The sequence below is a fragment of the Brachybacterium sp. sponge genome (assembly GCF_001613775.1).
Lineage (GTDB): Bacteria > Actinomycetota > Actinomycetes > Actinomycetales > Dermabacteraceae > Brachybacterium > Brachybacterium conglomeratum.
Window position 1 is genome coordinate 1,176,168 of sequence record NZ_LRMP01000001.1, and the last position, 15,437, is coordinate 1,191,604.

At 73.7% G+C, this 15,437-nt stretch carries 9 protein-coding genes; 7 read left to right on the forward strand and 2 right to left on the reverse strand.

Going from position 1 to position 15,437, the window contains the following annotated elements:
* Window positions 1-179: 179 nt before the first annotated feature.
* From A4A78_RS05145 to A4A78_RS05155, 3 genes are read left to right on the forward strand one after another with little or no spacing between them, the layout of a single operon-like run.
* Window positions 180-1,211 (forward strand): MoxR family ATPase, encoded by a 1,032-nt coding sequence (locus tag A4A78_RS05145; protein ID WP_156488557.1) that lies wholly within the window; start codon window positions 180-182, stop codon window positions 1,209-1,211.
* Window positions 1,208-2,557 carry a DUF58 domain-containing protein gene (locus A4A78_RS05150; RefSeq protein ID WP_062947286.1) on the forward strand — a complete coding sequence of 450 codons (1,350 nt, stop codon included), beginning with the start codon at window positions 1,208-1,210 and terminating at the stop codon, window positions 2,555-2,557. Before A4A78_RS05145 ends, A4A78_RS05150 begins: the two co-directional genes overlap by 4 nt.
* Window positions 2,554-5,052: a DUF3488 and transglutaminase-like domain-containing protein gene (locus A4A78_RS05155; protein ID WP_062947287.1), complete on the forward strand. Its 2,499-nt coding sequence runs from the start codon at window positions 2,554-2,556 to the stop codon at window positions 5,050-5,052. The genes A4A78_RS05150 and A4A78_RS05155 overlap by 4 nt, the downstream gene beginning before the upstream one ends.
* Window positions 5,053-5,068: 16 nt before the next feature.
* Here A4A78_RS05155 and A4A78_RS05160 read toward each other — a convergent pair whose 3' ends face one another.
* Window positions 5,069-6,508, reverse strand: a complete 1,440-nt coding sequence (locus A4A78_RS05160; RefSeq protein WP_062947288.1) for an NAD(P)/FAD-dependent oxidoreductase — start codon at window positions 6,506-6,508, stop codon at window positions 5,069-5,071.
* 485 nt (window positions 6,509-6,993) lie between these two features.
* On the opposite strand from A4A78_RS05160, the gene A4A78_RS05165 reads away from it, so the two are divergent.
* The 4 genes from A4A78_RS05165 (at window position 6,994) to A4A78_RS05180 (ending at window position 14,635) form a co-directional block, all read left to right on the forward strand.
* Window positions 6,994-11,991, forward strand: a complete 4,998-nt coding sequence (locus A4A78_RS05165) for an ExeM/NucH family extracellular endonuclease (RefSeq protein WP_062947289.1) — start codon at window positions 6,994-6,996, stop codon at window positions 11,989-11,991.
* Entirely contained in the window at window positions 11,988-13,373 is a 1,386-nt protein-coding gene (locus A4A78_RS05170; protein WP_062947290.1) for an APC family permease, read from the forward strand. Before A4A78_RS05165 ends, A4A78_RS05170 begins: the two co-directional genes overlap by 4 nt.
* 139 nt (window positions 13,374-13,512) lie before the next feature.
* Entirely contained in the window at window positions 13,513-13,974 is a 462-nt protein-coding gene (locus A4A78_RS05175; RefSeq protein ID WP_062947291.1) for a helix-turn-helix transcriptional regulator, read from the forward strand.
* A gap of 1 nt (window position 13,975) precedes the next feature.
* Entirely contained in the window at window positions 13,976-14,635 is a 660-nt protein-coding gene (locus tag A4A78_RS05180; protein WP_062947292.1) for an SRPBCC domain-containing protein, read from the forward strand.
* 77 nt (window positions 14,636-14,712) lie between these two features.
* Here A4A78_RS05180 and A4A78_RS05185 read toward each other — a convergent pair whose 3' ends face one another.
* Complete coding sequence (locus A4A78_RS05185; RefSeq protein ID WP_062947293.1) at window positions 14,713-15,408, reverse strand: hypothetical protein; 696 nt, start codon at window positions 15,406-15,408, stop codon at window positions 14,713-14,715.
* Window positions 15,409-15,437: the final 29 nt, after the last annotated feature.

Below are 15,437 nucleotides of genomic sequence, written 5' to 3' on the forward strand. Positions count from 1 at the left end.
GCAGCAGCCCGGCAGAGGACTGGGCGACGGTACGGCGGACAGACATCGGAACCCTTCGGGTGTACGGGGAGGACCAGCCATACTGTAGGAGGCGACGGCGCCTCGGGGGACCTCAACGAATTCATCCCCCGGCAAACTTTTCATGAACACCGCTGGGGTGCGCATCGGAGGAGCCTGTGATGATCCTGGAAGAATCCGGTGCCGGAACCGCCCCTGACCTGCAGGGGAGCGAGCCGCCCGAGGTCCTGTCGGAGCAGCGGGCCCACCAGATCGCCGAGGACGCCTCCGCGGTGGTGAGAGAGATCGCGACCGTCGTCGAGGGCAAGGAGGAAGTGGCCCGGATCGCGGTGCTGGTGCTCCTGGCCGGCGGGCACCTGCTGATCGAGGACATCCCCGGCGTCGGCAAGACGATGCTCGCCAAGTCCCTTTCCGCCGCGCTCGGCGCGGACCGCCACCGCATCCAGTTCACCCCCGACCTGCTGCCCGGAGACGTGACCGGTGCGAGCGTGTTCAACCAGGCCAGCGGGGAGTTCGAGTTCCGCCCCGGCGCCGTGTTCACGCAGATCCTGCTGGCCGACGAGATCAACCGCGCCTCCCCGAAGACCCAGTCCGCGCTGCTCGAGGCGATGGAGGAGCGGCAGGTCAGCGTCGACGGCACCACCTACGCGCTCGCCGAGCCGTTCATGGTCGTCGCGACCGCCAACCCCGTCGAGATGGAGGGCACCTACCGCCTCCCCGAGGCGCAGCGCGACCGCTTCCTCGCCCAGACCTCGATGGGCTATCCCGTCGCCTCCGCCGAGGCGCGGATGCTCGAGGCGCAGGCCGGGCCCGTGGCCGAGGGGGACCGGGAGGTGGTCGACGCGGTCCGCCGACGCACCAGCCCCGAGCGGATCGCCGCCCAGGTGCGGGCGGTGCGCAGCGTCTACGCCTCGCCCGTGATCCTGCAGTACGTGGTGCGCCTGGCGGAGGCGACCCGCTCCCACCCCCAGGTCACCCTCGGCGCCTCGCCCCGCGCGGCCGTGCATCTGGTGCGCGCGGCGAAGGCGAACGCCGCGCTCGCCGCCCGCACCTTCGTCACCCCGCAGGACATCGCCGACGTCATCTTCCCCGTCTGGCGCCACCGGCTCCACCTGACCCCGCAGGCGCTCTCCCGCGGCGCGAGCGCCGGGGAGCTCGTGGACCATGTCCTGCGCAGCACCCCGCAGACGTGAGGGGCCGCGCACGCACGATCCTCCGCCCCACCGGGCGGGGCGTCGTCGTGCTCGTGGCCTGCGCGGCGCTGTGGCTGCTGGGCGACCTCACCCGCATCGAGCCCGCCCGGCAGCTCGCCGCCGGCCTCGTGCTGGTCCTCGCTGTCGGCGCGATCGGGATCCTCGTCGCCGGCCGCGGCATCTCCCCGCGGCGCCGGGTCGTGGACGACGCGGTGCCCGTCGGCGGCTCCGCCCGCGTGATGCTCGAGATGCAGGACCGCCCGTGGATCACCGTCGTGCCGCTCGGCCGCGGGGTGGTGCGCGAGCACCTCCCGGAGGAGCTCGGGGGCCAGGGCGACCTGCCGCTGGCGAGGCGCATGCCGCACGTGCTGCACGTGAGCCGGCGCGGCGGCCATGCGCTGGGCCCGTACTCGATCCTGGTGCGCGACGTGTTCGGGCTGTTCCACCTCCGCCGCACCGTCGAGGACGGGCTGCGGATCACCGGCCTGCCCGTGGTCGCCGAGATGTCGACCGCGGCGGAGCGCTCGACCGGCATCGCCGACAGCGCCGTGGCCGGCGCGGCGCCCGTCGCGGGCGTGGGGGAGATCGGACCGATCGCCCGCCCCTACGCCACCGGCGACGACATCCGCCGCATCCACTGGCGGGCCAGCGCCCGCACCGGCACGCTGATGACCCGCGAGGACGAGCCGACCGCGGGCCGCAGCGCCGTGGTCGTGCTGGACACCACCCGGCGGGACGGGCTCGAGGGGCAGGTCGAGGAGGCGCTCGTCTCCCATGCCGCGACCGTGCTGGACTCCCTGGGCCGCAACGGCTGGGAGGTGCGGATCGTGGACGCCTCGGGCGACGAGATCACCCGCGCCCAGCGCCGACGCGGCGTCCCCGGCCCGTCCCTGCTGGGGGGCGAGGCCGACGCGCTCGAGCGCCGCGCCTCCCTCCTCGCGCTCGCCGAGGTCGACTTCGACGACGACGAGCAGCACGGAGTGGGCCGCGACCACGCCGCCGGCCATGCCGAGCTCGCGATCGCGCTCGGCGCCGACCTGGGTGAGCCCTTCGCGGGCCTCGAGCTGGACCGCTTCGCCGGCCGCGCCACGCGCCGCACCGCGATCGCGCTGGACGCGGCGCTGCCCGAGGAGGAGCCCGAGACGCCCCGTCGTGCCCGCCGCATCGGCCCTGCCGACGGCGACGACTTCGGCCACGCCCACGAGCAGCACGCCGAGCAGCTTGCCGCCGCGCGCGCCAAGCGACCGCCGCGCCGTTCGCGCCTGGGCACCTGGGCCCTCGTGCGCGGCTCCTCCGCCGACACCCTCGACGACCTGCTCACCACCGCCGTGGAGGACCCGCGATGAGCCCGCTGATGGGCCGCCCCTCCCTCGAGGGCCCCCACCTCACCGGCCGCGCCCTGCTGCTCCTGGTCGCGCTGCTGCTCGCCGCCGCGCCCACCTCCCAGCTGCTGGCCGGCGCGTCCTGGCTGGTGCTGACCCTGACCGGCGCCGCCCCCGTGATCCTCGGCGGGATCGTGCTGCGGCACCTGCTCTCCCGGACCGCGCTGGTGCCGCTGCTCCAGCTGGTCCTGATCCTCGTGCTGATGCTCGTCGTCGAGACGGCACAGGGGCTCGCCCCGTGGTCCGACGGGCCGGTCGCGGTCCTCGCCTCCCAGCTCGAGGTGCTGCGGCTCGGCGTTCAGGAACTCGCCTCCGGCCTGCCGCCGCTGGTGCTCGGCGGGCCCGGGACGGTGATCATCGTCGTGCTCGTCGCGCTGCTCGCCCTGCTGCTGGACCTGCTGTATCTCGACCTCGGCTGGCACACCCCCACCGCCCTGCTGCTGATGGGCACCGTGCTCGTGCCCGCGCTGCAGCAGCCCTCGGGCGGGGCGTGGTGGCAGGTGGCCGCGCCGGTCGCCGCCGGCGCCGCCGTCCTCGCCGTCCGCACCGTCCACGGCGATCCCCGCTATCTCGAGGGGGACCGCCGCCCGCAGGCCGGCCCCGTCCCCGCACCGGGCCGCACCCTCGGCGCCGCGGTGCTGTGCGTCGCGCTCGTCGCCGCCGGCGCCCCCGTGCTCGGCGCGGCCCTGCCCCAGCTGGTCCCGCCGCGGATCGCGCTGAACGTCGACGTGCTGAACCGCTGGAAGGACCCCGACACTCCGCAGCTCGGCCCCGTCATGATCGACGACGACGTCTCGGTGCGCCGCTCCCTGCTCGAGCAGTCCGACACCGAGGTGCTGCGGTACACCACCACCGCCGAGGACCCCTCCTACCTGCGCCTGCGCACCCTGAACCGCTTCGACGGGGAGACCTTCCACGCCGGCGACGGGGAGGAGCCGGACCTCGTATCCTCCTTCTCCGACGCCCGCGACGACGGCAGGGCGGTCAGCGGCGGCACGGGCGATCTCGAGGAGACGGACGTCCAGGTGATGAGCCTGGGCGGGGACCGGCTGCCGATGCCGGAGAACGTGCGCGAGGTGAGCTCCCCGACCCCGGCGCTGGAGCGTGCGCTCACCCTGCGGCCGGTCGACGGGGAGGCGGCGCTCGAGTTCGTCCCCGAGGGACTGACCGGGCAGCAGTACACCGTGCTCTCCGAGCCGCGCTCCTCCACCCCCGAGCAGCTCCGCGCCGTCACGCCTGCCGCGGCGAGCGCCCCCTTCGACACCGGCTACACCGACCGCGCCGAGGTGCCGCAGGTCGCGGCCGACCTCGCCGAGCAGCTCGTCCAGGACGCCGGGGCGGAGAACGGCTTCGACGCGGCCGTCGCCTTCCAGGACTACTTCCGCACCGCCTTCGCATACTCCCTCACTGTGAACACCCCGCCGGGGGAGGAGCCGCTGGAGTCCTTCCTCGAGGACCGCATCGGCTACTGCGAGCAGTTCGCCTCGACCTTCGCGCTGATGATGACCGCGCAGGGGTATCCCACCCGTGTCGTCATCGGCTTCACCGCCGGGGACGCCGACGGGGACGAGCGCACCGTCAGCGCCCGCAACGCCCATGCCTGGCCCGAGGTGTGGTTCGGCCCCGAGCACGGCTGGGTCCAGTTCGAGCCCACCCCCGCCGCCGCGAACAACGGCGTGCGCACCCCCGAGCTCACCGACCTCTCCGCGAGCGAGGAGGACGTCGAGACCCCCGAGACGACCTCCGACACCCCTACCGCCGATGAGGAGAGCGCGAGCAGCGAGGAGGGCACCACCGAGGAGCAGAGCAGCGCGAGCACCGAGGAGGACGAGACCGCCGAGCAGGGCCCCTCACCCCAGACGGTCCAGCGCATCGAGTGGGGCACCGTGAGCGTGCTCGGCCTCGGCGCGCTCCTGGCCGCCACCGCAGCCGCCGTGGTGCTGGTGATCCGGCGCCGACGGATCCGCTCCCGCGAGGAGCGCTGGGCGGCGCTCGCCGGGGGCGCAGGGCCCGGTGCGGCTAGCGACGGCTCTCTCTCCGCGCTCGAGGCCGAGCGGCTGCGCCGCGCCGCCGGCGAGCTGGCGTGGTCGGAGCTGACCCACGAGCTCGAGGTGCGCTCGACGGCGATCCGCTGGCTGGGCCTCACCGGCGCCTGGGGCAGGCCGCCGACGCGCCTGGCGATGGACACGGCGCTGCCCCCGCACCGCGCCGTCGAGGCGCTGCTGGACCGAATCGCGGAGGGCACGCCCGAGGTCACTGCCGAGGACCGGGCCGCCGCCGCGCGCCTCGCCGATGCCCACACCGCCGCCGCCTACGCCGCCCCGCTCCCCGAACCGGCCACGGTCTCCGCGCCGAGCGGCACCGCATCACCGAGCGACGACGCCGCCGGCGGGACGGCGCAGCACCCCCTGCGCCGCGACGCCGACCGGATCGTCGAGCTCATCCGCACCGCGCGCTGAGCCGCGCGGGGCCGGATCAGTCCTGGGAAGGGGCGGCGACGTCGGCCGCGCCGGGAGCGTCCTCGGCCGCCGCTCGGTTCTCCCGCGCCCCGGCGTTCAGGCCGAAGCGGCGGTGGGGCGCCTGCTCCTCGAACAGACGTGCCGCACGCAGCGAGTCGACCTCGCCCACCACGGGGTTCGGCTGGTGGGTGCCGCGGGTGCCGCCGTACAGCGAGACGAGGTTCATCGCGACCGCGCGCTGGTTGCGGTGGCCGAGCATCTTCGTGATGTGCACGCCGAGCCAGGCCGCCCAGCCGAGCGATCCGGAGAGCCCGCCCACGAAGGGGATCTCCGCGATCGCGGCATGGCGGCCGATCGTGGCCATGGTGCCGAGATTCGTGTAGGTGAAGGTCGGGCGCTGCTTGCCCTTCACGTCGGCGGCGATGGACTTCGCGACCGCCGCACCGGTCTGGATCGCAGGCTGCGCGAGCTGGGGGAGGGCCTCGTCCTGAGCGGCGACGTCGCCGGCGGCGTACACCCCCGGCATGCCCTTGACCTGCAGCGTGTCGTCCACGGCGATGCGGCCGCGCCTGTCCTGCGGCAGGCCCCACCGGGAGACCGCCTTGGGGATCGCGACGCCGGCGGCCCAGATGGTGATGTCGGACTCGAGGATCGAGCCGTCGTCGAGGATCACGTGGTCGTAGCCGACCTCCCTCACGCCGTGGCCCAGGCGCAGCACGACCCCGCGGTCGCGCAGCTCGTCGGCGGCGTACTGGCGGTACTTGTCGCTGAACTCCTTGAGCAGCTCGTCGCCGCGCTGCAGCACCGTGAGCTGCAGGGTCCCCGGATCCATCTCGGGATAGAGGATGTCCAGCTCCTGCATGCGGAAGTCCGCGAGGGCGCCGGCGATCTCCACGCCCGTCGGCCCGCCGCCGACGATGCAGACGTGGAGCTTGTCGTGGGTGACGCCGGCCTCGCGGCTGGAACGCTCGAGTTCGGAGAAGATCCGGTCACGGATCGCGAGGGACTGCGCGCGCGTGTACATCGGCATCGCATGCTCCTCGGCGCCGGGGGTGCCGAAGTAGGTGGTGGTCGCGCCGTTGGCGAGCACCAGGTAGTCGTAGGAGAGCTCCTGATCGCCGCGCTGGCCCTCGTTGAGCGTGACGACCTTCCGCTCCGGATCGACGCCGACCACCTCGCCCTGGCGGTAGCGCATGTTGGGGACCTTCAGCGAGAGGCCGCGCAGGAACATGGTGACGTCGCCGGGGTTCAGACCGGCGGTCGCCACCTGGTACAGCAGCGGCTGGAAGGTCTTGTAGACGTTGCGGTCGATGAGGGTGACGCGCACGCGGGCGTCGCGCAGGCCCAGTACGGCGTTGGCGCCGGCGAAGCCACCGCCCACGATGACCACGTGGGGCCAGCTCGCGCCGTCCTTCGCGGGGACCGTGGGACGGCGGGTGAGGAAGGGCAGCGACATGGGGAGGACTCCTAGGGGCGACGCGTCGGCCGACGGGGCGCGGCGGTGGCCGGCCGGGTCGTGCACCGCGTCTGTTCGAGAGGGAGAGCGGCGGAGTGAGCGGGCTTCGGGCGGAGGCGGGATGTCCGCCGGCCGGTCCGAGATCGTCGGGCCGATGCCGCGATGCGGGCGACCCGGTCCGTCCAGAGTCCCCATCGATGCTACCCACTTCGCCGCCCATCGGCACAGCGGGCGACGGGACGGGTCGTCACGATTCACATCCTCCGCGCCGTACGCAGTGACCGGGGTCTCCCGGACAGAGGGCGGGGCACTGCCGCCCGGTGAACTCTCGATAACGACTCCCGACCGGATCGCCGAACCGGTGGCGGACGGTGCCCGGATGAGGTGAGATGAGATGGCGCACATCACCCCGTGCGCCCTTCTCCGCTGCTCTCCCCGCCAGGTCGTGCCCCATCCCGCGGCCCCACCCCTCCAGGAGCCTCCCCATGCATCCCCATCCCGTCAGAGGAGTCGTCCGCGGTGCGACCGTCGGCCTCGGCGCCGCCGCCCTCGCCGTCTCAGGCGCCCTCGTGCCCCTGGGCGCGGCCGCCGCCGAGCCCGGTCAGCAGATCACCCTCATGGGCTTCAACGACTTCCACGGCGCCCTCGGCGGCGCCTCGGCCCTGGCCTGCCAGGTCGAGACGGTGCGCTCCGAGAGCGGGACCTCGTTCCTCTTCTCCGCCGGTGACAGCGTGGGCGGCTCCGCCTTCGAGTCCGCGGTGCAGGACGACGAGCCGACGATCGACGTGCTGAACGCCCTCGGCGTCGACGCCACCGCGATCGGCAACCACGAGTACGACCAGGGGCAGGACGACCTCACGGGCCGCATCGAGCCGCGCACCGAGTTCCCCGACCTCGCCGCGAACGTCTACGACGCCGACGGCGAGCGGGTGCACGACGCATACACGATCGTCGAGCGCGACGGGGTGAAGGTCGCCGTGATCGGGGCCGTCACCACGAAGACCGTCGGCAAGGTCAGCCCCGCCGCGATCGAGGGCCTCACCTTCGGCGACCCCGTCGACGCGGTCAACGACGTGATCGGCGAGCTCGAGGCCGACGGGGTCGAGTACGACGCCGCGGTCGCGCTCTACCACGAGGGCGCCTCCGGCAGCGGGGAGGTCGGCTCCGCCCCGGAGAACTCCGACCCCATCTTCGACAAGATCGTCTCCGAGACCGACGCCGAGGTCGACGCGATCTTCAACGGCGACTCCCACCGCACCTACGCCTACCAGGCCGCGGTTCCCGGCGAGGAGGGCGAGACCCGCCCGATCCTCCAGACCGGCTCCAGCGCCGCGAACCTCGGCGCCGTCACCCTCGAGCGCGACGCCGAGGGGGACTGGGACGCTGCCGCGGCCCCTGCCCTGCGCCCCACCGACGCCGAGTGCGCGACCTCCACCCCGGTCACCGAGGAGGTCACCACGATCGCGCAGACCGCGATCGACGAGGCCGCGGTCGTCGGCGCCGAGCCCGTCGGCTCGATCTCCGGTGACATCACCACCTCCTGGGACGACTCCAAGGCCGAGTACGCGGACGGCACGCGCACCCCGAGCGCCCCGGTCACGAACCAGGCCACCACCAAGGGCGACAACCGCCTCCGCCACTCCGCGGCCGGCAACATGCTCGCCGACTCCATGAAGTGGTACCTCGAGGACGCCGGGCTCGCGGGCGAGAGGGAGGTCATCGGCTTCATGAACCCCGGCGGGATCCGCGCCGAGCTGTGGGACGCCTCCTCGCCCACGGGAGAGGGCGACGGCGTGGTCACCTACGCCGAGGCCAACGGCATGGTGCCCTTCGGCAACACCCTCAACTCCGGCGAGGTCACCGGCGCCCAGTTCGAGCAGATGCTCGAGGAGCAGTGGCAGCGCAAGGCCGACGGCGGCGGCGTGGACGAGGGCGACGAGTCCTTCCTCGCCTTCAGCGTCTCCGAGAACGTCGAGTACGTCTTCGACAGCAGCCGCGAGAGGGACGACCGCATCGTCGAGATCCTCGTGAACGGCGAGCCGATCGACCCCGAGGGGACCTACACGATCGTCACCGCGAGCTTCCTCTTCGAGGGCGGCGACAACATGTGGGCGCTCTCCGAGGCGCAGGACGTGCGAGACACCGGTGTGCTGGATCGCGACGCGTTCATCTCCTATCTCGAGGCCCACCCCGACCTCGCCCCCGACTACTCGCAGCGTCAGGCCGACCTCCAGCTCGTCGGCGGCGCGGACGGCGAGGCCCCGGTGCTGCGGCTCTCGGGCCTCGAGTCCCAGAGCCTCGGCGCCCCCGAGATCACCTCCGTGACTGTCGACGCGGGCGAGCACGGCACCTTCGAGGCGCCCTACGCGAAGGACGAGGAGTCCGGCGAGCTCGTCGCCGACGTCGCCCTCCCCGCGGACCTGTGCGCCACGGAGGAGTCGCCCGTCCCGCTCACCATCGCGACCGACCCCGCGGCCGGCACCTCGATCGAGACCGAGCTGCCCGTGAGCGAGGACTGCGGCGGCGCGGCCGACGGCGTCGTCGTCCCCGGCGACCTGCAGATCAACGAGGTCTACGGCGGCGGCGGCAACTCCGGCTCGACCTTCACCCACGACTTCGTCGAGCTCGTGAACACCTCCGAGGAGCCGATCGACCTGGCTGGCTGGTCCCTCCAGTACGCCTCCGCGACCGGCACCTTCACCGCCCCGGGCGTCCTCGCCCTCGAGGGCACCGTCCCCGCCGGCGGCACCTTCCTGATCCAGCTCGCGAAGGGCGCCGGCGGCACCGAGGCGCTGCCCGAGCCGGACCTCACCGGCACCACCGCCGTCTCCGGCACCCAGGGCGTCTTCGCCCTCTCCGACGCCGAGGGCCGCCTGGTCTGCACGGGCAGCGCCTGCGCCGACGACCCCGCCGTCGTCGACCTCGTCGGCTGGGGCGGCGCGACCACCTTCTCCGGCACCGCCCCCGCCCCGCGCACCACGAACGCGACCTCCGTCGCGCGCGTCGCCGCGACCGGCGAGAACTCCACCGACTTCGTCGCCGGTGAGCCGACGCCCACCAACTCCGGCGGCGACGGTACCGATCCCGAGGAGCCGGGCGAGCCCGGCGAGACGGTCGAGGCGAGCATCGCCGAGATCCAGGGCACCGGCGCGCAGAGCCCGATGGTCGGGAAGAACGTGGTCACCGAGGGCGTGGTCACCGCGGTCTACGCGACCGGCGGCCTGAACGGCTACGTCATCCAGACCGGCGGCACCGGCGGTGCGCTGGACTTCTCCACGCACACCGGCTCCACCGCCGTGTTCGTGCACTCCCCGGAGACCGCCTCCCAGGTCGCGTTCGGCGACTCGGTGCGCGTGACCGGCGAGGTCTCCGAGTACTACGACTCGACCCAGATCTCCGTCGGCGCCGAGGGCCTCGAGCAGCTCGATCAGGCGCTCGAGCCCGTGGAGCCGGCGACCCTCGCGGGCGGCTTCCCCACCGAGGAGGCGCAGCGCGAGAGCATCGAGCACATGCTCTACCTGCCCGGCGCGGAGGAGTTCACCGTCACCGACGTGTACAGCACCAACCGCTTCGGCGAGGTGGCCCTCGCGATCGGCGACCAGCCGCTGCAGCAGGCCGGTGACATCATGCGCCCCGGCGCGGAGGCCACCGCCTACTACGAGAGCCGCGACGCGCTGAAGGTGCTGCTGGACGACGGCCGCACCACGAACTTCCAGAACAACCCCACCCAGCCGATGAGCTGGCTGACCACCGAGGAGCCCGTCCGGGTCGGGGCCACCCCCACCTTCACCGAGCCCGTCGTGGTCGCCTACTCCTTCGACCAGTGGCGCCTGAACACCACCACCCCGTGGGAGTCGGCCTCGACCGACGGCGTCGACTTCGAGAACACCCGCCAGGACGCGCCCGACCCCGTCGGCGGTGACCTGCAGGTCAGCACCTTCAACGTGCTGAACTACTTCACCACCCTCGGCGAGGACACCCCCGGCTGCGAGCCCTACACCGACATCGACGGGAACGGCACCACCGTGCGCGGCGGCTGCGACCTGCGCGGTGCGTGGGGCGCCGACGACCTCGAGCGCCAGCAGTCCAAGATCGTCGACGCGATCTCCGGCACCGGCGCCGACGTGGTGGGGCTGACCGAGATCGAGAACTCGGCCCGCCTGGGGGAGGAGGCCGACGAGGCCACCGCCACCCTGGTCGCCGCGCTGAACGAGAAGGACGGCGAGGGCACCTGGGCCTACGTCCCCACAGGCGAGGCCTATGCCGCGCAGGGTCTGGACGGCGGCCAGGACGTGATCACCAACGCGATCATCTTCAAGCCCGCCGAGGTGCGCCCCGAGGGGCAGATGCAGATCCTCGCCGACGACCCCGCCTTCGACAACGCCCGCGAGCCGCTCGGCCAGGTGTTCGTGCCGATCGACGGCGAGGGTGCCCAGCAGGTCGAGGGCGAGCCGTTCTTCTTCACCATCAACCACTTCAAGTCCAAGGGCTCGGCCGACGCCGAGGACTCGGGCCTCCCGGCCGACCCGGTCCAGGGCAACGCCCGCACCTCCCGCCTCCAGCAGGCCGAGGCGCTGCTGACCTGGGGCGAGCAGACCGCGGCGGAGCTCGGCGTCGCGGACGTCCTGCACGGCGGCGACTTCAACGCCTACACCCAGGAGGAGCCGCTGCAGATGTTCTACGAGCAGGGCTTCGTCAACCTCGGCGAGACCCATGACCCGGAGGGCTGGTCCTACAGCTTCGGCGGCATGGTCGGCTCGCTCGACCACGTCATCGCCTCCCCGTCGGCCGCCGAGCGCGTCACCGGCGCGACCGATTGGCAGATCAACGGCCCCGAGTCGGTGATGGCCCAGTACGGCCGGTACAACAACAACGCGGTGAACCTCTACGAGGAGGGCCCCTTCGCCTCCTCCGACCACGACCCGATGATCGTGGGCCTGGACGCCGGGTACGAGGAGGCGCCGACGATCCCGGACTTCACCGACGTGCGCTCCACCCACGAGCACTACGACGAGATCATGTGGGCGGCCGCCCACGGCATCGTCCCCGGCGGGGAGGACGGCACCTTCCGTCCCACCCGCGCCGCGGACCGCGTCACCCTCGCCGCGGCCCTGTACGAGATGGCGGGCCGTCCCGAGGTGGAGGTCCCCGCGAGCTCGCCGTTCAAGGACGTGAAGGCCGATCACCCGCACTACGAGGCGATCCTGTGGGCCGGGTCCGAGGGCGTGCTCACCGCGAACAAGGGCGGTGCGTTCCGCCCGAGCGCGGCGCTGAGCCGGGGCATGGTCGCCGAGGCGCTGTTCGCCGCGGCCGGCTCGCCCGAGGTGGGCTCGCCCAGCGGTGACGCGCAGGCCGACGCGATCGCGTGGCTGCAGGCCGAGGGCCTCGACGAGGGCATCGTGGACGGGGACGACCTCCGCCCGAACGCCCGCGTCGACCGCGCCGAGACCGCCGCCTGGCTGTACCGCTTCGATCGGCTGTGAGTCCGGGCACCTCTCCTGCCGTCCTCTCCCGCCGCCTCGGCCTGCGCGACGCGGTGGTGATCGGCCTCGCCTCGATGATCGGGGCCGGCGCCTTCGTCTCCCTCGGCGCCGCCCAGGACCTCGCCGGATCACTCGCCCCGGCGGCGGTGCTGGTCGCCGCCGTCGTCGCGCTGTGCAATGCGACCTCGACCGCGCAGCTCGCCGCCCAGCACCCCGCCGCGGGCGGCACCTACCACTACGGCCGGGAGCGCCTCGGGCCGTGGTGGGGGTTCCTCGCCGGCTGGTGCTTCGTCATCGGGAAGACCGCCTCCTGCGCGGCGATGGCGCTGGTCGTCGCGGCGTATCTCGTGCCCGAGCCGTTCCAGCGGACCGTCGCGGCGCTCCTGGTGGTGGTGCTGACGGCTGTGAACCTGGTCGGCATCACCCGCACCGCGGCGCTCGCCCGGGTGCTGGTCGCGGTCGCGCTCGCCGCGCTCGTGCTGACCGGGGTGCGGCTGCTCGCCGGGATCGTGGCGGGCGGGCCGACGGGAGGCGCGGGCGACGGGGCCGGTGGCGGGGCCGGTGCCGGGACGTGGGAGGTGCCCGGCCCCCTCGCGGGGCAGGCCGCCGGGCTGTGGGACGGTGGGTTCGCGGCCGTCGCCGGCGCGGGGGAGGGCGGTGCGCTCGGCATCGTCCTCGCCCTCGCGCAGGCCGCAGCGCTGATGTTCTTCGCCTTCGCCGGCTACGCCCGGGTGGCGACCCTCGGCGAGGAGGTCGTCGAGCCGCGACGCACCATCCCCCGCGCGATCCTGCTCGCGCTCGCCGCGGTCGGTGCGCTCTACCTGGTGCTGTCGGTGGTCCTCGTGCTGGTGGGTCCGGCACCGGGGGAGCAGGGCTGGGGCCCGGCGCCCTTCCGTGCGGCGCTGGACGCGGTCGGCGCGGGCGGGGTATGGGCCGTGGTGGTGACCGTCGGCGCGGTCGCGGCGGCCTCCGGTGCGCTGCTCGCCCTGGTCGCGGGCATCTCCCGCACCGTGCTCGCCATGTCGAGGGAGCGGGACCTGCCGCCCGTGCTCGCACACGTCAGCCCCCGCTTCTCGGTCCCGCAGCGGGCGGAGGCCGCGGCTGGGATCGCGGTGGTGCTGCTCGTGCTGCTCGCCTCCGACGTGCTGGTCGCGATCGCCGCCTCGTCCTTCGGCGTGCTGCTCTACTACGCGGTCGCGAACCTCGCCGCGCTCACCCAGACCGGGCAGTGGCGGCTGTTCCCGAAGGCGATGCAGTGGCTCGGCCTCGCCGGCTGCGTGCTGCTCGTCGCCGCGCTGCCCGGTCGCACGATCGTGGCGGGCCTGGTGCTCGTCGCCCTCGGCCTCGCCTACCGCGGCCTCGTGCTCGCGGCGCGGCGGTGACCGGCGCCGCCGAGTTCTTCGACGTCCCGTACCACTTTCCTGGTACCTGAGGTCGATCAACTGGCCGGGTCGGGGCGCCGCCGACTCCCTCGTTGTATAAGAGTTGACTTATATGACTGTGCGGGTGGAGCATGGGCGCATGCACGCGCTCGACGTCCTCGGCGACCCGGTGCGGCGACGGATCCTCGAGCTCCTCGCCGACGACGGGGAGCTCGGCGCGGGCGAGATCGGCGAGATCGTGCAGCAGGAGTTCGGGATAAGCCAGCCGGCCGTCTCCCAGCACCTGCGCGTCCTGCGCGAGCACGGCTTCGCCACCGTCCGCCCGGAGGGCCGTCGGCGCCTCTACGCCCTCGACCCCCGCGGCCCGCGCGAGGCGAGGGAGTGGCTGACGCCCTTCGAGCGGTTCTGGCTGCCGAAGCTCGACGCGCTCGGCACCGAGCTCGCTCGCGGAAAGCGCACCCGTCGCCTCGCCGCCGAGCGTGCAGAGAGCTCCGGCCCCGCCGCCGGCCCCACCGACCCCGCGGTGAACGCGCCGCACACAGACCCTGCGACGGGCACTCCGCCCGCCGCGACGACCCCCACCACCGAGAAGGAGACCTGACATGGTCGACGTCCCCGCCCAGCTGCAGTCCGTCACCCGCGCCTATCGCACCGAGGAGCGCGACGGCGAGGAGATGCACGTCCAGTCCCTCGAGCAGACCTACCCCGCCGCCCTCGCCGACGTGTGGGAGGCCGTCACCTCGGCCGAGCGCATCGAGCGCTGGTTCCTGCCGGTCAGCGGCGACCTCCGCCTCGGCGGCCGCTACCAGTTCGAGGGCAACGCGGGCGGCGAGATCACCGCCTGCGAGCCGCCGTCGGCCGGCGCCGCCGAGTTCTCCGCGACCTGGGAGGCCATGGGGTCCGTGTCGTGGCTGACCGTGCGCCTGGCCGAGGTCGACGCCGATCGCACCAGCTTCGAGCTCGAGCACGCCAGCCGCGTCGCCGACGTCCCCGCCGAGATGTGGGAGACCTTCGGCCCGGGCGCGACCGGGGTGGGCTGGGACGGCGGCCTGCTGGGCCTGTCCCTGCACCTCGGCGGCGTGGAGGGCTCGCTCTCCCCGGCCGAGGCGGAGGCCTGGGCAGGCACCGACGAGGGCCGCTCCTTCTACCGCGGCGCCGCCGACGGCTGGGCCGTCGCGCACGCCGCCTCCGGCGAGGATCCCGCCGTCGCGCAGCAGCGGGCCGACGCGACCTACGGCTTCTACACCGGCACCGAGGCCTGATCCCCGCAGCCCTGCTCAGACCGCCCGGGCGATGACCACGAACTCCCTGCCCGGGCGGTCCGGCGCGTCGCCGACCCTTACACGAACGAGGTCCAGGTGGTCTCGGCGTCGATCAGCCAGTGGTTGCGCAGGGTGAGGGCGCGCTCGAGGGCCGCGAGGACGCCGGCGACCGTGACCGAGATGTTCAGCCAGGCGGGCAGCTGGATCGGCGAGGTGAAGGTCCCGACCCGCTCGGCCACCGGCGGGATGCTCGTGATCAGCTCCGCGGCCTGCGGCAGCATCAGCACCACCCCGATCAGCAGCACCACGATCGCGAGCGCGCCGAGCAGCCGGCTCGCCCCGGGGTGGCGTCGGCCGAAGCGGGCGCGCAGGCCCTCGAGGGAGCGAGGGTGCGGGCGCAGGGTCGTGGCCGGGCCGTCGTCGGAGGGGACGAGGTGCATCCGGGAGAGGCCGTAGCTGCCGATCGCGACCTCGACCGTCCCGCCTGGCACCTCGAAGGCGACCGGCGAGTTCGCGATGTGGAGCTGTCGGCCGTCGCGGTAGAAGGAGATCGGCGCGTGCCGCGCGCCCTCGGCGATCCTCCCGCCCTCGAGCTCGGTGGCCAGATAGCGCACGTCCACGATGTACGACGCCTCGCGACCTGCGCCGTGGTCGGGGTCCAGGGCGAACTGGGTGCGGGTGAGCGTCTGCCACCAGCGCAGGTCCTTCAACGCGCTGCCGTCGCCGGGCTTTGCGCGCCCGAGCTGCCGCTGTCGGCGCAGTCGCTGGAACATGGTCCTCCCGTGGCAGGCGGCGCGGGGCC

Coding starts and splice junctions, on each gene's coding strand:
- A4A78_RS05185 (WP_062947293.1), bottom strand. CDS start 15,408: ATGTTCCAGCGACTGCGCCGACAGCGGCAGCTCGGGCGCGCAAAGCCC.
- A4A78_RS05180 (WP_062947292.1), top strand. CDS start 13,976: ATGGTCGACGTCCCCGCCCAGCTGCAGTCCGTCACCCGCGCCTATCGC.
- A4A78_RS05145 (WP_156488557.1), top strand. CDS start 180: ATGATCCTGGAAGAATCCGGTGCCGGAACCGCCCCTGACCTGCAGGGG.
- A4A78_RS05165 (WP_062947289.1), top strand. CDS start 6,994: ATGCATCCCCATCCCGTCAGAGGAGTCGTCCGCGGTGCGACCGTCGGC.
- A4A78_RS05160 (WP_062947288.1), bottom strand. CDS start 6,508: ATGTCGCTGCCCTTCCTCACCCGCCGTCCCACGGTCCCCGCGAAGGAC.
- A4A78_RS05175 (WP_062947291.1), top strand. CDS start 13,513: ATGCACGCGCTCGACGTCCTCGGCGACCCGGTGCGGCGACGGATCCTC.
- A4A78_RS05155 (WP_062947287.1), top strand. CDS start 2,554: ATGAGCCCGCTGATGGGCCGCCCCTCCCTCGAGGGCCCCCACCTCACC.